This window comes from Myroides sp. ZB35 (genome assembly GCF_001865835.1).
In the GTDB taxonomy this organism is placed as follows: domain Bacteria; phylum Bacteroidota; class Bacteroidia; order Flavobacteriales; family Flavobacteriaceae; genus Flavobacterium; species Flavobacterium odoratimimum.
Window position 1 is genome coordinate 719,248 of sequence record NZ_CP017769.1, and the last position, 19,062, is coordinate 738,309.

General features: G+C 36.7%; 16 protein-coding genes. 7 read left to right on the forward strand and 9 right to left on the reverse strand.

Features of this window, described 5'->3' with window-relative positions; genetic code table 11:
* Positions 1–3 precede the first annotated feature (3 nt).
* The 7 genes from BK054_RS03270 to topA form a co-directional block, all read right to left on the reverse strand.
* Positions 4–1,065 (reverse strand): NAD(P)/FAD-dependent oxidoreductase, encoded by a 1,062-nt coding sequence (locus BK054_RS03270; RefSeq protein WP_006259647.1) that lies wholly within the window; start codon positions 1,063–1,065, stop codon positions 4–6.
* 58 nt (positions 1,066–1,123) lie between these two features.
* The gene (gene gldN, locus BK054_RS03275; RefSeq protein WP_006262170.1) at positions 1,124–2,011 is read right to left on the reverse strand and encodes a gliding motility protein GldN; all 888 of its coding nucleotides are present in this window, start codon (positions 2,009–2,011) and stop codon (positions 1,124–1,126) included.
* Positions 2,012–2,048: 37 nt separating this feature from the next.
* A complete protein-coding gene (gene gldM / locus BK054_RS03280) occupies positions 2,049–3,611 on the reverse strand; it encodes a gliding motility protein GldM (RefSeq protein ID WP_006262171.1) in 1,563 nt (520 codons plus the stop codon).
* 28 nt (positions 3,612–3,639) lie between these two features.
* Positions 3,640–4,302: a gliding motility protein GldL gene (gene gldL, locus BK054_RS03285; RefSeq protein ID WP_006259650.1), complete on the reverse strand. Its 663-nt coding sequence runs from the start codon at positions 4,300–4,302 to the stop codon at positions 3,640–3,642.
* Positions 4,303–4,336: 34 nt separating this feature from the next.
* Positions 4,337–5,737 carry a gliding motility lipoprotein GldK gene (gldK, locus tag BK054_RS03290; RefSeq protein ID WP_006262172.1) on the reverse strand — a complete coding sequence of 467 codons (1,401 nt, stop codon included), beginning with the start codon at positions 5,735–5,737 and terminating at the stop codon, positions 4,337–4,339.
* A gap of 121 nt (positions 5,738–5,858) precedes the next feature.
* Entirely contained in the window at positions 5,859–7,001 is a 1,143-nt protein-coding gene (locus tag BK054_RS03295) for a formimidoylglutamase (RefSeq protein ID WP_006262173.1), read from the reverse strand.
* Positions 7,002–7,007: 6 nt separating this feature from the next.
* Positions 7,008–9,539 (reverse strand): type I DNA topoisomerase, encoded by a 2,532-nt coding sequence (gene topA, locus BK054_RS03300; RefSeq protein ID WP_006259653.1) that lies wholly within the window; start codon positions 9,537–9,539, stop codon positions 7,008–7,010.
* 1,218 nt (positions 9,540–10,757) lie between these two features.
* Here topA and miaB point away from each other — a divergent pair.
* From miaB to groL, 7 genes are all read left to right on the forward strand, one after another.
* Positions 10,758–12,206 carry a tRNA (N6-isopentenyl adenosine(37)-C2)-methylthiotransferase MiaB gene (gene miaB / locus BK054_RS03305; protein WP_006259654.1) on the forward strand — a complete coding sequence of 483 codons (1,449 nt, stop codon included), beginning with the start codon at positions 10,758–10,760 and terminating at the stop codon, positions 12,204–12,206.
* Between the two features lie 26 nt (positions 12,207–12,232).
* On the forward strand, positions 12,233–13,522 hold the full coding sequence (locus BK054_RS03310) for a sigma-54 interaction domain-containing protein (protein ID WP_006262175.1): 1,290 nt from the start codon (positions 12,233–12,235) through the stop codon (positions 13,520–13,522).
* Between the two features lie 2 nt (positions 13,523–13,524).
* On the forward strand, positions 13,525–14,028 hold the full coding sequence (locus BK054_RS03315; RefSeq protein WP_006259656.1) for an LptE family protein: 504 nt from the start codon (positions 13,525–13,527) through the stop codon (positions 14,026–14,028).
* Positions 14,029–14,047: 19 nt separating this feature from the next.
* A complete protein-coding gene (locus BK054_RS03320) occupies positions 14,048–15,013 on the forward strand; it encodes a tetratricopeptide repeat protein (protein ID WP_039328608.1) in 966 nt (321 codons plus the stop codon).
* A gap of 4 nt (positions 15,014–15,017) precedes the next feature.
* Positions 15,018–15,392, forward strand: coding sequence for a preprotein translocase subunit SecG (gene secG, locus BK054_RS03325; protein WP_006259658.1), 375 nt, complete (start codon positions 15,018–15,020; stop codon positions 15,390–15,392).
* A gap of 150 nt (positions 15,393–15,542) precedes the next feature.
* A complete protein-coding gene (gene groES, locus BK054_RS03330; protein ID WP_006259659.1) occupies positions 15,543–15,818 on the forward strand; it encodes a co-chaperone GroES in 276 nt (91 codons plus the stop codon).
* A 36-nt stretch (positions 15,819–15,854) separates the two neighbouring features.
* Entirely contained in the window at positions 15,855–17,483 is a 1,629-nt protein-coding gene (gene groL / locus BK054_RS03335; protein WP_006259660.1) for a chaperonin GroEL, read from the forward strand.
* 138 nt (positions 17,484–17,621) lie between these two features.
* Here the strand turns inward: groL and rpe are convergent, their stop codons facing one another.
* Together rpe and lipB are read right to left on the reverse strand one after the other, a co-directional pair.
* On the reverse strand, positions 17,622–18,284 hold the full coding sequence (rpe, locus tag BK054_RS03340) for a ribulose-phosphate 3-epimerase (RefSeq protein ID WP_071306902.1): 663 nt from the start codon (positions 18,282–18,284) through the stop codon (positions 17,622–17,624).
* Positions 18,285–18,351: 67 nt separating this feature from the next.
* Positions 18,352–19,056 carry a lipoyl(octanoyl) transferase LipB gene (gene lipB / locus BK054_RS03345; RefSeq protein WP_006262179.1) on the reverse strand — a complete coding sequence of 235 codons (705 nt, stop codon included), beginning with the start codon at positions 19,054–19,056 and terminating at the stop codon, positions 18,352–18,354.
* Between the last annotated feature and the right edge of the window lie 6 nt (positions 19,057–19,062).

A 19,062-nucleotide genomic window follows, 5' to 3' on the forward strand; every position in this document is an offset into this window, starting at 1 on the left:
GTACTAAAATTTAAACTTCTTATATCTATGAATAGAGATATTCTCCTCTAGCTCCATAGCCTTTTCTATATTATTATATAATTTCTCTGCTAAGAAAGGGCCTAATAACACCCCTCTAGTTCCCAATCCATTCAACACATGGATTCTCGCAGACTCTCGACTTCTTCCTAACAATGGACGACGATCTTTTACAGTAGGACGCACACCAGCATTATGAGCTACTACTTCAAAGTCTAAGTCAACAACATCTCTCAATCCTTCTAATAACTCTCTTAACCCTTCTTCTGTAGTCGTATCTGTTTTATCTTCCCAATCATAAGTAGCACCTACTTTATATAGATCATTACCTACTGGGATTAAAAATACATTTGCCTTCAATATAATATCTATATTAAGATTTGGAATCTTCACCAAAAGCACCTCACCTTTAGTACCATCTAAAGGCAAATCTTTAAAGAATGGATTCTGTAACATCCCAAAACCTTCTGCAAAAACAATATGCTTAGCCACTATATCCTTATAGCTAACTTCATCCTCTGTATAACTTAAACAATCGTAATCAAAATCCTCTTGTCTATAACTCTTGATTTCGTTCAAATAAGCTCTATAAGCCTTAATCAAGGTTTTAGTTTCGACATAACCTGTATAATTCACTTCACCAAAACCAAAAGGAGACTTCACTCCATTAATTTCATTACGAACTAACTTAGGCGATAAATACTTTTCTAAATTAGGTTTATCAGCTGCATGGAACCAATTATTCTGCTCCTCAACAGATAACAATCTTCTGTACAAAGGCATTTCAAAGATAAACTTCTCTCCTAACTTTCTTTCTAATGCTGCATAAAAAGGCAAAGCAATATCTAATTGTTCTCCTACTTTCCACACATCCGTGAAACGCTTTAATACAACAGGGTTATACATTCCACCGGCCATTAGTGAAGATGAGCGCTTCTCATTGTCTATCACCACAAAGGTCTTTCCTTCACTAGCTAGTTTTTCTGTAAAACAGATTCCTGCCAAACCCGTACCTACTACAATATAATCTACCATACTTAAAGCCATTAAAAAAGCTCTTATCTATTCTAATAGATAAGAGCTTAATAAATTAGAAACTACAAAATTAGTAATTCCACATATCATCTTCAAGGTTTCGAATCAATTCTTTAATTCTTTCTGCCTCAAATAAACGTTTTAAATCATTACTCTTGATGTAATCATCAATTTTACGATTACCGTATTGGTTATCTGCTTTATAAATAGTAGCACTGAATCTTCTCGAGTTTAACAAATGGTCAAAGTTGATAGGATTAAGTGGGTTCTTAGCATTGAATGCATAGTTTTGGAACAATGTATTACGAGCATCAGCAAAGAATATCCAGAATAACTCTACATAGTTCTCATTAGCTGATCCTTTAGTATACAAGTCTGCTACTACTGGAGCAATACCTAATAATCTATATTTTAGCTGTCCTTCATTTCTATCGAAATACCACATACCCATGATGTGATACTCTTTAACGTCAGAAGGTCTTAACTCTATTTTCTGAATATATTCCTCAGGAATAGCTTCTCCAGCATTGTAATACTCGATACCAGCATCTGTAGTATCAACTCTCACGAAAGAGTCTTGAATATCTTTTAATGTACGTTGATTTTTAAAATCACTATTATCATACACTTCAGTAATCTCTCCAGATTTAATACCATCGATTAAAACTTGGAACAGAGGTTTTCTTCCTTCAGATGAATACTCATCAATAGGATATAGATACATCTCATTCGCTTTCTCAGCTAATGAAATATTCTCCCATACTTTAATACCGAATAAGATATCTTTCTCACGAACGTGTCCGTAAGGTATTGGTCCTTCTGCTTTGATTAGAATCTCCGAGATTGGCATAATACCAATATCAGCAGCAGATTTTGCATTCAATAGATTCGTCTGAGCGAATGATGCTATTGAAAACAGCGTAAACACTATATATAGTGAAAAATTCTTCAAGTTCATATTCTTCAAAATTTTCTTCTTATAAATTTAAGTGAAATTACATAATCTCAAACGTACATGGTGATGTTTTTTTCAATGCATAGTCTCCTGCACCTTCTAAACGCACTTTAATATCCGAAATTACTACCACGTCACCTAACTGAGCTCTACGAATAGCCGCTTTTGCTCTTTCATTCATTCTATTTCCAGGAACAACGATACTAGGTTGTCCAGGTATTTGCAATACAAAACTAGTAACTGTAAGATTTAAATCAAAGTCAAAGTCTTCTAATTTAGCACCGATAGTCACAATCTCTAAGTTAGACTTAGGTCCCTTAGCATTGAACTCCCCACGTACTGTTCCTCTTGGAGAAGGAATATCTTTAATACGGAAAACTTTTCTATCAGATACTTTTTGTCCATCAGGTAAAGTCCCTGTTACATTAATAACTACTTCTCTTCCTGATTGTGGTCTTAGTGTATATTTACCACCTCCTTGACTTGTAAGTCCTGGAGCAGAAGCTTGTACTTTATCATTAGCGATACCAGCAAACGAAATAGTCATAGGGTTAGAAACACCACGATATACTACGTTCATCTTATCAGCAGATATATTAGCTGAGTTCGGTTTAGGTACTACTACATAACTACCTTTAATATCAATCTCTACTGGCTGACCATCCTCTACGAAAGTAAACTTACCTCCGATTTGGTGCTCACCTACGTTACCAACAGTAAACCCTAAGTTAACTTGTCCATCAACTAATGATTTAGATAAATCAATGTTTTGACCATTAACAACTACTTTAGTAGGAACAGTTGATTTGTCATAACGACCTAAGACAACTTTACCTTTATAAGTTTCACCAGCAAAAAGAGTAGATTTATCAGCTACTACGATTGCTTGATAGTTCTTCATAGATGCAGCTTTACTAAGTGTATTACCCATTAAGCTGTTATAAATCTCTGCCTCAACTATTTTTGCATCGTTTTGCATTGTTGATAACTTAGTCAAAGAAGCAATAGCTGGGAAACCATAGAAGTTATAATTTAAATAAGCTCTATCTTTTCCTTGGCTATCTTTAACATCGTTTAGATTAAATTTACTATTTATATCTAATACGATAGGTTGGAACTTAGCATCTTTTTCTAAGATATCAAGAAGTGCTTTTTTGTACTTATTAATACCATCGATAAAAGCCTGTCCTTCTGCTGAATAATTATCACCTGTGAACCAAGCATCATTGATAATATCAGATTTATTCATACGCTCAGCAGGTAACTTACCATTCTCTGTGCGTTCTCCTTCAAATTCGCTAGTAATTAGAGTTTTATATTTACCCACGAAGTCATAGAACTCTTGCGTAATTTTCTCTACTTGCTTTGCTTTTTTTGCAGGGTCAGCGAATTGAGCTGGGTTTTCCTCAGCTTTCTTCTCTAAAGCCCCTAGCAAACCTTCATTATTTGCTTTTGCACCTTCATTAGCTGCCTCGAACTTCTCGTTCACTACACCAAAAGCTGATAAAACCTCTGTAGATACCTGAAGTGCCATCATCGCGATAAACACCAGATACATCAGGTTAATCATCTTTTGTCTTGGGGTCAGTTTTTGTTTAGCCATTACCTTATAATATTTTAAAAATTATAAACTAATTAGCATTTCTTCCACCACCCATAGCAGAAAGCATTCCACCATAAACGTTGTTTAATGACGCTAAATTGTTTGTTAATGCTTGCATTTGCTCTTTTAACTGAGCATTGTTTTCAGCTACTGCCTTATTGATTTCAGCATTCGCTGTTGCGCTTTCTAATTGTACTTTATAAGCTTTATTTAGAGACTCTAACTGTTGAGCAGCTAATGTCATTTCTTGCGCATATTTTTGTGTTGAAGCAACAGAATTCACAGAAGGCCCCATCTCTCTAGAAGCAGCCTCGAAGTTACGAATACTATTTCCTAAGCTATTCATTAACTCTCCATCAATTTTAGCATCCTTCAACATCTGATCTAATTTTTTAGAAAGCATCCCTTCTGTATCTTGAGGCTCTACAACAGCTTGTTTAGCCACTTTTACTTCTCTAGCTTTCCCATCTTTTAATTCTGGATATACCTTTGCCCAATCTAATTCCTCATCAACTGGCTCGAATGCAGAGATTGCAAAAATAAACGCCTCTACTAATAGACCTGCAGTTAACATATTGTTACCATTAAAAGGTCCAAATTCCATGTGCGTAATTTTAAATAATGCACCGATGATTACTACTGAAGCTCCCATTCCATAACAGAAGTTCATCACTTTTTTAGATATTGCCATAGCCTTTTTCTTCTTTTATTTTTTTGTTTGATTATTAACGAGCCATTTTTGCTTGGTTAACACGTGATAAAGAACCTGACACAGATTGTACTGTTCTAAATCCAATGTAACTTCTTGCTGAATCTGCGTACTCAGAATCACGAGTAGCAACTTGTAAGAAATATGCTGGGTCTCTCCAAGAACCACCTCTTACTACTTTTAGTGGGCTTTCGCTAGGTCTATTTCTAGGCTTTAAAGCTGACATGTGATCGTAACTAGAAGCATCATAAGTAGAGCTAGTCCACTCTGCTACGTTACCTGCCATATTGTATAAGTTATATCCATTAGGAGGGTAAGAACGAACATTAGCTGTATAAAGAGCTCCATCTGCTGCATAATCAAAACGAGTTGGTTTAAAGTTTGCCATAAAGCATCCTTTCTCATCCGTTGCATAAGGTCCACCCCAAGGATACATAGCTCCTTCTAGACCACCTCTAGCAGCGTACTCCCACTCACTTTCCATTGGCAAACGGAATTCATTGATCTCAAGAGTCATCTTATTATCTTTCAGATAAATGTTTTTATACATTGATCTCCATGCAGCGAATGCTTTAGCTTGGTGCCAGTTTACCCCTACTACAGGATAATCACCAAAAGCTTCGTGCCAGAAGTAATCATTGTGCATTGGTTCGTTATAAGAATATTGGAATTCTTTAATCCAACGTGTTGTATCAGGATAGATTAATAGCGTCTCCGTTTTTAAGTGTCTATTTCTCTTCCCTCTATTTTCTGTTGATCTATCTCTAGTAGCTGCATCTACATCTACATAAGAATATTTAAACTTCAACTTAGAGTTATCGAAAGTAGTCATACCATTATACGTCTCACTAGCTGGGATATATAATGAATCCATTACTTCCACATAGTTAGCGTCTGGATACTTTCTAGTATCTTTCACTAAAGGAACTTTTTTATTTAAACGACGTCCAGAGTAGATATCATCACTCACCTGAAGGCTGTAATAGTTCTCATACATATATCGTTGGTATGGGGTCATTCTTTCTAAATCCTCTTCGGCATCTAAGAATGCATACGCACCGATACCACCTGATTCTTTAGCCACACCCATTTCATCAGCTGCAATAGCTAATTTAGTTCGAACAACTGAATCCTTTACCCATTCTACGAATTTACGGTATTGGTTATTCGAAATTTCAGTTTCATCCATATAAAATGAACCGATAGTAACTGTTTTTGTTGGTGCATCTTGGGCTCCTAAGAAATCCTCATTGGCTTGACCCATGGTAAAAGTACCTCCTGGAATAAGTGACATCCCTTGTGGTTTCTCACTGCTCCATCTTTTTCCAGCCTCACCATGCATCAATTCACCTCGATCTCCAGTTCCACAACTGGTCATCAAAGCTAAAACTGCTCCTAACGTAATGATCTTCTTCATATAATTTTAGGTTTTTATGTACTACTATAAAATACTTACAAGTAATTTTTTTTCTTTTTATTTCACAAAACAAAGCTAAAAATTAATTTAACTTAATTATTTATTTTTGTTAAATTAATTTTTATACTACACTTTTTTTTATTGTTCGCCACCATCTTTCAGGTATAACTTGGCTTATAGCCAGCTCATAATCCTCATAACTACAAGGCAACAACACTTTTCTTTCGGCATCCATCGTTTCTATAGAAGCCTCTATCCACCAGCGTTCAGAGATATCACTCTTATAGAATATCAAGTCGTCATATCCTTCTATCGGCACGATATACTTCATATAACTAGCCTTACTGACAAAAGGGTATTCATTCGATCTATAATTAACACCTTCCACAAAATACCAAAGGATTTGTGCTATTAATAACGTTTCATTTTTATTATTATTATAATTAAATATTCCAAAAGATGAAACTCTATCACTTAACCCACTATATCTAGCTAAGGCACATATCTCTCTTCCATCAAATCCATTCGGATTAAAGAACTCAAAATTACCAGAATCAGCAGACTTAACAGAAGTCATATCGATACTTACGATATCAGCATCTCTAAGTACTGGCTCAGCTAATTTTATATTACCAGATATTTCTCCTACTCTATACGCCTCAAAATATAAACTTGCAATTAAGTCTATTTCTTCTTGTGCATTGAAGTAAGTCTGATACCCAATATTAGAAAAATTAAACAGATTCGTAGGCTCTTCTAGTATAATACGCGTCAGATAACTATTTGCCACATCACCTTCTGTCTTAGAAAGGTCTAACTTAGCATCTATAGACACTAGATTCACAGACTGCTCTAGCGCATCATATGCTCTATACATCGCATAGGTCATATCCTGAGACCCTCCTACGAATATAGGGATTACCCCTTGTCTCACTAGATCAGCTACTAGATTCTTCACTAAATAATAAGTATCTTCTAATCTCTCACCCGCTACTACATCTCCTAAGTCTATAATATTCACACCCCAGTTACCAGGATATAACGAATACCAAGCCTTTCTTATTTTAGTGATATCTACTATACTCACTCCTTCACCATTACCTCGATTATCGCTAATACCTATAATAGCAATATTATATCGACCTTCATTCTCAAAAGAACCACCAGAGAAGAACGTTACTTTCTTCCCTATACACTGACTCTGTAAACCATCTATATAAGTGATTAATTCGTTATTTATCGGTCTTAGCAGTTCGTAGATCATTCTTTCTTATTTTTTAGTCGTCTTCTTAGTTGCTGTTTTCTTAGCAGTAGTAGTTGCTTTTTTAGCTGTCGTTTTCTTAGCAGCTGTCTTTTTAGCAGGCGCTTTTGCTTCGATCATTGCCTTTACCTCATCTAGAGATAACGCTGCAGCATCCACATCCTTACCTAGCTCTATCTTCGTTTTTCCTTTTAAGATTACAGAACGACCCCATCTTGCTTTCTCTACTCGGATACCTTCTTCTGCCCAATCGTGAATTACCTTATCCTTCTCTTTCTGAATCTTATCTTCGATTAGCTCGTTGATATCCGCTTGAGATAGATTGTCGAAGTTATACTTCTTATTCACGTTGATAAAAATACCATTCCACTTTAAGTATGGTCCGAAGCGTCCCACACCTTTCTGCACAGGCAGCCCTTGGTATGTAGCGATAGGAGCATCTGCTTGCTCTTTCTCTTTGATTAATTCTAATGCTCTATCTAGCGTCACATCAGCAGGTTCTTCTCCTTTAGGCAGAGAGATAAATGACTTACCTACTCTCACATAAGGACCAAATCTACCATTGTTTACCTCTACTTCTTCTCCTTTATATTCTCCTAATACCTTTGGCAATAGGAATAATGCTAGTGCTTCTTCTAATGTAATCGTACCGATATTCTGCTCAGCAGTAAGGCTAGCATATTGCTTCTCTTCATCCTCAGGATTACCGATCTGCGCCACAGGACCAAACTTAGCTAAACGCACTAATACTGTACGTCCACTCTTAGGGTCGATACCTAATATACGCTCTCCAGACTCGCGCTCTGCGTTCTCTTCTACATCTTTCACTGTTGGGTGGAAGTGATCGTAGAACTCTCTCATCATCTTAGCCCAATCCTCATTACCAGCCGCGATCTCATCGAAGTCCTCTTCTACCTTAGCAGTGAAGTTATAATCTAAGATCGTCTTAAAGTTCTTCACTAAGAAGTCATTCACGATCATACCGATATCTGTAGGTACTAACTTCCCTTTATCAGATCCTGTCTTCTCTGTCAGCACCTTCTCTTTCACCTCAGCACCTCTAAGCATCATCATCTTATAGTTGCGCTCTTTACCTTCAGTCTCTCCTTTTTCGACATACGTTCTAGCGATAATAGTAGAAATAGTAGGTGCATAAGTAGACGGACGACCGATACCTAGCTCCTCTAACTTCTTCACTAATGACGCTTCTGTATATCTAGCAGCAGGCTTAGTAAAACGTTGAGTAGCTACTAACGCATTTTGTTCTAATCCTTCTCCAATTCTCAATGCTGGTAAGATTCCTTCTACTTCTTCATCCTCATCATCATGCCCTTCTAAGTACACTTTTAAGAATCCTTCAAAAAGCAATACCTCACCCGTAGCCACAAATAACTCTTTAAACTTATTTGCTTCTATACGCACATTCGTTCTCTCTAACTGAGCATCACTCATCTGAGATGCCAAAGTACGCTTCCAGATCAGATCATATAGACGAGCCTGATCTCTATCTACAGGAGCACTGTGCAGAGCCATATTCGTCGGACGGATAGCCTCGTGCGCCTCTTGAGCTCCTTTGCTCTTAGTCGTATAAGTACGTGGTTTAGAATATTCTGCTCCGTAAGACTTCGTGATTTCAGCTGCTGCTGCACTCATTGCCTCTTTAGATAAGTTCACACTATCCGTTCTCATATACGTGATCAGTCCGCTCTCGTATAAACGCTGCGCTAACATCATCGTCTGACCTACTGAGTAGTGAAGCTTTCTAGCCGCTTCCTGTTGTAGTGTAGAAGTGGTGAATGGAGCTGCAGGTGATTTCTTAGCAGGTTTAGTCTCTAAATCTGCTACTCTGTACGCTGCTCCAATATTAACTGCTAAAAAGTCTCTTGCCTCTTTCTCAGTTGCAAAGTTCTTAGGCAGTTTAGCTTTTAATGTTTTTCCTTCAGCAGTCTTAAACTCTGCTGATATATGGTAAGATGACTCTACCTTAAAGTCATTAATCTCTCTTTCTCTCTCTACGATAAGACGTACAGCCACAGACTGTACACGTCCAGCAGATAATCCTCCTTTTACTTTTTTCCACAGTACTGGAGACAATTCATACCCCACTAATCTATCTAGTACACGACGAGCCTGTTGTGCATTCACTAGATTATAGTCTATCTGACGCGGGTTATCTATCGCTTTTAAAATAGCATTTTTTGTAATCTCGTGGAATACAATACGCTTTGTATTATTACTCTTTAAATTTAGTTCTTCCGCTAAGTGCCATGCAATAGCCTCTCCCTCGCGGTCCTCATCGGATGCTAACCAAACCATTTCAGCTTTCTTCGCAAGATCCTTTAACTTCTTAACTACCGCCTTCTTATCACTCGATACCTCATATTTAGGCTTAAAGTTATTCTCTACATCTACTCCTATTTCTTTAGAAGGCAGATCCGCTATATGTCCATAGCTAGACTCTACCTGATAATCCTGTCCTAAAAATTTTTCAATGGTTTTTGCCTTTGCAGGTGACTCAACAATCACTAAATTCTTTGCCATACTTCATTATTTTGTGAAGCAAAAATATATGATTTTTTTGAATATATCCGTGCCACTACTTATTAATGCTTCTTTTAACTAATATGCCAGCATATAAAAATTGTAATAATTACCTAGTTATTCGTAAAATAAACCAACATTCTAGTAATAAACCGATATATTGATTTTTTTTACAAACAAAATCAAGAAATTACACAATTTAATAACAATTCTCTAAATTTTTTAATTTTTACCTCTCTCAATGCTTTTATACCTCTTTTATTTCGCACAATGCTTAAAGTTTTCTAAACCTTTAGAAGTAAAAAAGTCAATAGTGAATGTTCTGTTTAACAACTAAACAATTTCCATTTTTTTAAAATCACTTTTTATTTATAACCTTAGTTCTATTAATCAATTGTTTTAAATAATTACTTAATAAGCAAAAACAGTATTAGTTTAAACATTATAAATACAACGACTTAGTGTTTTTTAAAGGCGTGTACGTAAAAAACTATTTTTAGCTCATCAGCATATACTAGTTAACTAAAGATATTTTCGTTCTGATCTACTAGGGGATTACTTGAGGGTTTCTTGCACCTTTCTTCGACAAAGATGCCTTCTGGGCAAGGAAAGCCCTAGAAAACTCCTAGGAATCCCCTAAGAAGTGCAAGCGAAGTACACATATTTATATCATTTAAAAACAACATTATTTTAGAATCGTGCATAAAATCTTTTTAATTGAACTGAGGTTTATATGTTTTGTTTAATATTTATAGTTTTATATATATGCCCCACTATTCATCGTATCATTATTAGAAATTTCCTTGTATTCCATTTTATTTTGGTAGTAGATGGTTCGGGTAGAGATAGGGTTCGCTTTTAGAAAACACCTCTCATCCCAAGTAAACACTGACTATCTCCGAACAGCTTCCGAACGAAAATAAACCAAAACAACACTACACACTGAATATCAACAAAATAAAATCAAAACAAAAGTGCATACGAGGTCAAAAAGGGATTATAGAGCCATAAACGCCAAATCAGTTCATTAGTATCCATTCTGTAATAATCAACTCAACAACTTAGAATTACAACTCAAAGATTATGAGCAAAAAAGGTATTCTATAGCGTTAAATAAAATGGGGTACAAAAAAACTTTAAAACTAACACTGTCATCTTGTCAGTTAGACAAAAAAAAGTATCTTTGTCCCTTAAAGTAAAACATCCTTAAAGTATCTTATGGAAAAGGTAATTGACGAAAATAAACAAGGTACAAGCTTACATTTAGAACAAAAACAAGACAACAACAAGAAGCTATTTATCGAAAGCTACGGTTGTCAAATGAATTTCTCTGACAGTGAGATTGTAGCATCTATCCTATCTAACGAAGGGTATAATACAACAGACAACTTAGAAGAAGCGGACTTAGTGTTAGTAAACACTTGTTCGATCAGAGATAAAGCAGAACAAACTGTTCGCAAACGTTTAGACCAATACAACCAAGTAAAAAGAAAGAACCCTGGTATGAAGGTAGGTGTTCTAGGGTGTATGGCTGAGCGTCTTAAAGCAAAGTTCTTAGAAGAAGAAAAAATCGTGGACATGGTAGTAGGTCCTGATGCTTATAAAGATCTTCCTAACTTACTTAAAGACGTAGAAGAAGGTAGAGATGCGATCAACGTGATCTTATCTAAAGATGAGACTTATGGTGATATCTCTCCAGTGCGTCTACAGAGTAATGGGGTGACAGCATTCGTATCTATCACTAGAGGATGTGATAATATGTGTACATTCTGCGTGGTACCATTCACTAGAGGTCGTGAGCGTAGCCGTGACCCACAGAGTATCATAGAAGAAATCACAGACTTACAAGAGAGAGGTTTTAAAGAAATCACATTACTAGGTCAGAACGTAGATAGCTACCTATGGTATGGTGGAGGTCTTAAAAAAGACTTCGATAAAGCTAGCGATATGCAGAAAGCGACAGCTGTAGATTTCGCTCAGTTATTAGATCAGTGTGCTACTACATTCCCTAAGATGCGTTTCCGTTTCTCTACTTCTAATCCTCAAGATATGCATATCGAGGTGATAGAGTCTATCGCTAGACATGAGAACATCTGTAAGTATATCCACTTACCAGTACAGTCTGGAAGTACACGTATCTTACAGGAGATGAACCGTCAGCATACTAGAGAAGAATACATCGAACTAGTAGATAAGATCTATGCATTGATACCAGATATCTCGTTATCACAAGATATGATCACTGGATTCCCTACAGAGACTGAAGAGGATCACCAGGATACATTATCACTAATGGAGCACGTGAGATATGACTTCGGATTTATGTTCGCCTACTCTGAGAGACCAGGTACATTAGCTGCTCGTAAGTTAGAGGATGATGTGCCAGAAGAGGTTAAAAAACGCCGTCTTACAGAGATCATCGCTGTACAAAACAAAATCAGCCTTGAGCGTACAAAACGCTTCGTAGGTCAAACAGTAGAAGTGCTTATCGAGAAAACATCTAAGCGTAATGAAGACGAGTGGTCTGGGCGTAACTCTCAGAACACTACAGTAGTATTCCCTAAGGAGCACTATAACGTAGGAGACTTCGTGATGGTAGAGATCGCTGACTGTACTTCTGCTACATTAATCGGTAAAGCGGTAGGATACTCTCCTATGCAAGGATAGTAAATAGCAATATTTAAAATATAAGAATGGAAAACCTTCAAGTCATAAAACAACGCTTCGAAATTATCGGTAACGATGTCAAACTAAACCGTGCATTGGAAAAAGCTATACAAGTAGCTCCTACTGATATCTCAGTCTTAGTCACTGGAGAGAGTGGTGTGGGTAAAGAAAGTATTCCTAAGATTATACATTCTATGTCTCATCGAAAGCACGGTAAGTTCATCGCGGTGAACTGTGGTGCTATCCCAGAAGGGACGATAGACAGTGAGTTATTCGGACACGAAAAAGGGGCTTTTACGGGTGCTATAAGCACTCGTGAAGGTTACTTCGAAGAGGCAGATGGCGGTACAATCTTCTTAGATGAAGTGGGAGAACTACCTCTGACTACTCAGGTAAGACTATTGCGTGTGTTAGAGAATGGAGAGTTTATAAAAGTAGGTTCTTCTAAAGTCCAAAAAACAGATATACGCATCATCGCTGCGACTAATGTCAATATGATGGATGCTATCAATAAGGGCAAGTTTAGAGAAGACCTATACTACAGACTGAGTACGGTAGAGATCACCTTACCTCCTCTACGCGAGCGAGGCGAAGATATCCACCTACTGTTCAGAAAGTTTGCTTCTGACTTCTCACATAAGTATAAGATGCCTCCGATAAAGCTAGAGCCTGCTGCAGCTGCATACCTTATGCGCTATAGCTGGAATGGTAATATCCGTCAGTTAAGAAACGTGGCAGAACAGATATCGGTATTAGAGACCAATAGAGATATTTCTCTACCTGTACTTCAAGGGTATTTACCTAACCATGACAGACAGTTGCCTTCTATCGTGAATGGGCCAAAGGCAGAGTCTGACTTCAGCAATGAACGAGAGATACTGTACAAAGTCCTATTCGACATGAAGAGTGACTTAACTGATCTAAAGAAGCTAACACTAGAGCTACTGCAACACGATAAAGGGACAGTATCCGAAACCAATAAATCTCTTATCCAAAAAATCTATGGTACGAAGAAGACTGAGCTACCAGAACTGATGGCTCCACCTAGTACTAATCTAGATATCATCGCTATGGATACTCCGGTATCTCCTAATGCTAATCTAGGTTTTCACGAGACAGTAGATGAGGATGAAGATACTTCTAACTATCTAGAGGCAGAGACAGTAGATGATGAACCTCTAAACTTAGCAAATCAGGAGATAAAGCTAATCAAACTAGCACTAGAGAGACATAACGGCAAGAGAAAGGCTGCTGCTAAAGAATTAAACATCTCAGAGAGAACATTGTATAGAAAAATAAAACAATACGACTTATAGACATGAGAATCAAACAATTATTTGCTCTAATATTTATATCTTTATTTTTTACTAGCTGTAAATATTATAACTTTACGGGAACAGGTAAGATAGATGCTAGTTCATTTCAGGTCAACTCATTCCAGAATAATGCTCCTTTAGTAGAGCCTGGTATAGAGCGTACCTTCACAATGTCCTTACAAGATCTTATCCAAAACCAAACTAGTTTAAGTCTTACTAATGCTGATGCTGACTTAGTCTATGAGGGAGAAATCGTAGAATACCGTATCAGTCCGATGACTGCTACAGCTGATCAAAGAGCGGCTCAGAACAGACTATATGTGTCTGTGAATGTGCGTTTCTTCAACAAGAAGAAACCTGATGACGACTTCGAAAAGAGATTCTCATTCTACTATGACTATGATGCGAACGTACAGCTGGCAGGGGCTAGTCTTAACACAGCTATCGAGACTATCTATGAGCGTATCACACAGGATGTGTTCAATGAATCATTAGCTAAGTGGTAATTATATAAAAATAAATATCTTGACTCTAAACGAATTAGACATATTGCTTCGTCAACCTCAGCAAATCCAAGAGAGTGACAGTCCTCAGCTAAAGCAACTCATAGAGAAGTATCCGTACTTCCAGTCTGTGAGAAGTCTTTATTTGAAGAGCTTATATGTACAAGAAAGTACAGAATATAACTTAGAGTTAAAGAAGACTGCTGCACATACGCTAGACAGAGATATTCTTTTTGATTTCATCGTTTCTCCAGAGTTCGCTACGTATACTCCTATCGCGATAGAGATAACAGAGCCTGCAGCTGCTGAGGAGGCTGAAATACCAACAGAAGAAGAACCTCAACAAGAGGCTCCAGAACCTAAGCTAACCTCTACGGCTATTAAGAGCTTGCTACAGTCTATCACCTTCCACGAGACAGACGATAAGGAAGAAATACAAGATCCTGTAGAAGAAACACCTACAGAAGTCGTTATAGAGCCTGAAGAGGTCATCACAGAGGATCCTATCGTCACTACGCTAGAAGAAAGAGAAACTGTACAGCAAGAAATAGAAAAGCTAGAAGAGAAATTAGAAATAGGAAAACCATTAAACTTCTCAGAAAACGAGAAATTGTCTTTCCAAGAGTGGTTACAATTATCTAAAATAAAGCCGATAGACAGAGAAAATGATTCTATTTTAACAGATTTAGAACAAAAATCAGATATCGAAAAACAAAAAAAAATAGAATTAATAGATAAATTTATAGAAACTAACCCCAAGATAGTTCCTACTAAGAAACCAACCGTAACCCCTGCAAACATTGACACTTCGGTACAAGAGAACAGTAGTTTAATGACAGAAACGTTGGCAAAAATCTACTTAGAACAAAAGAAATATCAGAAAGCAATACAAGCTTATGAAATATTAATTTTGAAATATCCAGAAAAAAGTAGTTTCTTTGCAAACCAAATATTAGATATAAAAGCGTTACAACAACATAATAGTTAACACCATGAACACATTTACAATATTTTTAATCTTAATCGCAATTGTATGTTTTTTACTAATCGTAGTAATTATGGTACAGAATCCTAAAGGTGGAGGATTAGATTCTTCTTTCGGTGGGTCTACTGTAGCTGGAGGAGTTAAAAACACAAATGATTTCTTAGATAAAAGTACTTGGACATTAGGTGCAGCATTAATCATCTTAATTCTGTTATCATCTACTAGTTTCAGTGGTGGAGCTGCTGGAGATTCTAAATTATTAGATCCAAACGCAGTAGTACCTACTCAAAATCTGACACCAGAAGCGCCTGCTACGCAAGAGGCTCCTGTGACAACAGAAGAGACTACTCCAACTCAAGAGACTCAAAATCAAGCTGAATAATTTTAGCTTTAAACAATACACGAAATGCCGGCTGTCAAGCTGGCATTTTTTTTTGCCTATATTGTCACTTTTTAGCTTTGGCACACTTTATGCCTTTTGATTATCTATAATAATTAAAAATAATAATTCAATTTCATAAACTATAAAACTATGGCAGTAAATATTAAACCACTTGCAGACAGAGTTCTTATCGAACCATTACCAGCTGAAACTAAAACTGCTTCAGGATTATTCATCCCTGATACAGCAAAAGAAAAACCACAAAGAGGTACTGTAGTAGCTGTAGGAAATGGTACTAAAGATCATGAAATGACAGTAAAAGTAGGAGATACTGTACTATACGGTAAATACGCTGGTACTGAACTAAAATTAGAAGGTACAGACTATCTAATCATGAGAGAGGACGACATTTTAGCAATCGTTTAAAATTGAATCATTAACAACTAAATCCAAAAGAATAAAATGGCAAAAGATATTAAATTCGACATCGAAGCTCGCGAAGGTTTAAAACGCGGAGTAGACGCTTTAGCAAACGCAGTAAAAGTAACATTAGGACCAAAAGGAAGAAACGTAATCATCGGTAAATCATTTGGTGCGCCTACAGTAACTAAAGATGGTGTTTCTGTAGCTAAAGAAGTTGAGTTAGAGAACACATTAGAGAACATGGGTGCTCAGATGGTGAAAGAGGTTGCTTCTAAAACGAATGACTTAGCTGGTGACGGTACGACTACTGCTACTGTATTAGCTCAAGCTATCGTAAAAGAAGGACTTAAGAACGTAGCTGCTGGTGCAAACCCAATGGACTTAAAACGTGGTATAGATAAAGCTGTAGAAATCATCGTAGAAGACTTGAGAAAACAATCTCAAGAAGTAGGTGGTTCTATGGATAAAATCAAACAAGTAGCATCTATCTCTGCTAATAACGATGACTTCATCGGTGAGTTAATCGCTCAAGCATTCGAAAAAGTAGGTAAAGAAGGTGTTATCACTGTAGAAGAAGCTAAAGGAACTGAGACTTATGTAGATGTAGTAGAAGGAATGCAGTTTGACAGAGGGTACTTATCTCCATACTTCGTTACAAACTCTGAGAAAATGGAAGTAGAATTAGATACTCCATATATCTTATTATACGACAAGAAAGTATCTTCTCTTAAAGAACTTTTACCAGTATTAGAGCCAATCGCTCAATCAGGAAAACCTCTATTAATCATCGCTGAAGATGTGGATGGAGAGGCGTTATCTACATTAGTAGTAAACAAATTAAGAGGAGCGTTAAAAATCGCTGCTGTTAAAGCTCCTGGATTCGGAGATAGAAGAAAAGCTATGTTAGAAGATATCGCTATCTTAACAGGTGGTGTGGTTATCTCTGAAGAGCAAGGGTATACATTAGAGAATACTACTTTAGAAATGCTAGGTACTTGTAAGAGAGTTAGCATCGATAAAGATAATACGACTATCGTTAGTGGTGATGGTGAGGCTGAAATGATCAAAAACAGAATCAACCAAATCAAAGCTCAAATGGAAACTACTACTTCTGACTATGACAGAGAGAAGTTACAAGAGCGCTTAGCTAAGTTAGCTGGTGGTGTAGCTGTATTATACGTAGGTGCTCCATCTGAAGTAGAGATGAAAGAGAAGAAAGATCGCGTAGATGACGCTCTTCACGCTACTAGAGCTGCTGTAGAAGAAGGTATCGTAGCTGGTGGTGGTGTAGCTTTATTAAGAGCTAAAAATACTTTAGTTGACATTAAAGCAGAGAATGCTGACGAAGAAACAGGTATCGCTATCATTGCTAAAGCAGTAGAAGCTCCATTGAGAACTATTGTTGAGAATGCTGGATTAGAAGGTTCTGTAGTTGTTTCTAAAGTATTAGAAGGAAAAGAAAACTTCGGATACAATGCTAAAACGAACGAGTATGTAGATATGCTTAACGCTGGTGTAATCGATCCTAAGAAAGTAACTAGAGTAGCTTTAGAAAATGCTGCTTCTGTAGCTGGTATGATCTTAATCACTGAGTGTGCATTAGTAGACATTAAAGATGACAGCGCTGCTGCTATGCCTATGGGTGGTGGTATGCCAGGTATGATGTAATACCTTATCTTATTTCAATATTATATAAGAGGCTGTCCAAAAAGACAGCCTCTTATTTTTTACCTTACCAATAATAACAAAAAAAGGCTTAGTGTATTCAGTACACTAAGCCTTTTTTATATCTCTTAATTAAACTTCTTACTTAGAAGTAATTTCTTTTAAGTCTGCAATAGTTGCGATAGGATCAGCAGCACTGAACACAAAGTTACCTGCTACTAATGCATCTACTCCAGCATCTACTAAAGCTTTTGCATTTTTATTATTAACTCCTCCATCTATCTCTATCATTACCTTCGCTCCTTTAGCCTCTATCATTGCTTTTAGTTTACACACTTTTTCATACGTGTTCTCAATAAAGCTCTGTCCTCCAAAACCAGGGTTAACACTCATGATAAGTACTAAATCTAAGTCTTGAATGATGTCTTCTAATACACTTACAGGCGTATGAGGGTTAAGTGCTACTCCAGCTTTCATACCTTCAGCTTTAATAGCTTGTACCGTACGGTGTAGGTGTGTACACGCTTCATAATGCACAGTCAAGATATCTGCTCCTAGCTCCTTAAACGTCTTAATATAACGATCAGGGTCTACTATCATTAAGTGAACGTCTAATGTCTTCTTAGCATGCTTATTAATAGCAGCTAATACTGGCATTCCAAAAGAAATATTTGGCACAAATACTCCATCCATAATATCAATATGGAACCAATCTGCCTGACTGTTGTTCACCATTTCAATATCTCTCTGAAGATTAGCAAAGTCTGCTGCTAATACTGAAGGTGCTATAATCGTATTTTTCATATAATTGTGTTGTTTGTACAAAGATAAAAAAAATCCCAACAGCGAAGGCTCTTGGGACGTATATTGCTTATTGTTCAATAACTTCTGCTTCGAATAATTCTGAGAAATATTGGATAATCTTAGCTCTTACCTCATCTTCATCTACCTGCTCTACACCTAGTTCTACATTCAGAGAAGTAACTCCTTTACCACGAATACCACAAGGGATAATATTGTCAAAGTAACCTAAATCCGAGTTTACGTTTAAGGCAAAACCGTGCATCGTTACCCAACGTGAGGCTCTTACTCCCATCGCGCATATCTTACGTGCAAAAGGTGTTCCTACGCCTAACCATACTCCTGTCTCTCCTTCACTTCTACCAGACTCTATTCCGTAATCTTTTAAAACTAAAATGATAGTCTCTTCTAATAAACGCAAATATTTATGTATATCTGTGAAGAAGTTCTCTAAGTCTAAAATAGGATATCCTACTACCTGACCAGGTCCGTGATAAGTAATGTCTCCTCCCCTATTAATCTTATAGAATGTAGCACCTTTTGCCTTTAACTGTTCATCGTTTAAAAGCATATTGTGTACATCTCCACTTTTTCCTAATGTGTAAACATGTGGATGTTCTACGAATAGTAAATAGTTATCTGTATCGTCTGTACGCTCTTCTCTTCTATTTCTAATTTTGACATCTAAAATAGATTGGAATATCTCTTCTTGGTAATCCCAAGTATCTTTATAATCTTTCTCGCCTAAATCAATAAGCTTTACTTGTTTATTCATTGTGTT

Excerpts from the sequence above, each read along its gene's own strand:
- BK054_RS03270 (WP_006259647.1), bottom strand. The coding sequence starts at position 1,065 with ATGGCTTTAAGTATGGTAGATTATATTGTAGTAGGTACGGGTTTGGCA.
- gldN (WP_006262170.1), bottom strand. The coding sequence starts at position 2,011 with ATGAACTTGAAGAATTTTTCACTATATATAGTGTTTACGCTGTTTTCA.
- gldM (WP_006262171.1), bottom strand. The coding sequence starts at position 3,611 with ATGGCTAAACAAAAACTGACCCCAAGACAAAAGATGATTAACCTGATG.
- gldL (WP_006259650.1), bottom strand. The coding sequence starts at position 4,302 with ATGGCAATATCTAAAAAAGTGATGAACTTCTGTTATGGAATGGGAGCT.
- gldK (WP_006262172.1), bottom strand. The coding sequence starts at position 5,737 with ATGAAGAAGATCATTACGTTAGGAGCAGTTTTAGCTTTGATGACCAGT.
- BK054_RS03295 (WP_006262173.1), bottom strand. The coding sequence starts at position 7,001 with ATGATCTACGAACTGCTAAGACCGATAAATAACGAATTAATCACTTAT.
- topA (WP_006259653.1), bottom strand. The coding sequence starts at position 9,539 with ATGGCAAAGAATTTAGTGATTGTTGAGTCACCTGCAAAGGCAAAAACC.
- miaB (WP_006259654.1), top strand. The coding sequence starts at position 10,758 with ATGGAAAAGGTAATTGACGAAAATAAACAAGGTACAAGCTTACATTTA.
- BK054_RS03310 (WP_006262175.1), top strand. The coding sequence starts at position 12,233 with ATGGAAAACCTTCAAGTCATAAAACAACGCTTCGAAATTATCGGTAAC.
- BK054_RS03315 (WP_006259656.1), top strand. The coding sequence starts at position 13,525 with ATGAGAATCAAACAATTATTTGCTCTAATATTTATATCTTTATTTTTT.
- secG (WP_006259658.1), top strand. The coding sequence starts at position 15,018 with ATGAACACATTTACAATATTTTTAATCTTAATCGCAATTGTATGTTTT.
- groES (WP_006259659.1), top strand. The coding sequence starts at position 15,543 with ATGGCAGTAAATATTAAACCACTTGCAGACAGAGTTCTTATCGAACCA.
- groL (WP_006259660.1), top strand. The coding sequence starts at position 15,855 with ATGGCAAAAGATATTAAATTCGACATCGAAGCTCGCGAAGGTTTAAAA.
- rpe (WP_071306902.1), bottom strand. The coding sequence starts at position 18,284 with ATGAAAAATACGATTATAGCACCTTCAGTATTAGCAGCAGACTTTGCT.
- lipB (WP_006262179.1), bottom strand. The coding sequence starts at position 19,056 with ATGAATAAACAAGTAAAGCTTATTGATTTAGGCGAGAAAGATTATAAA.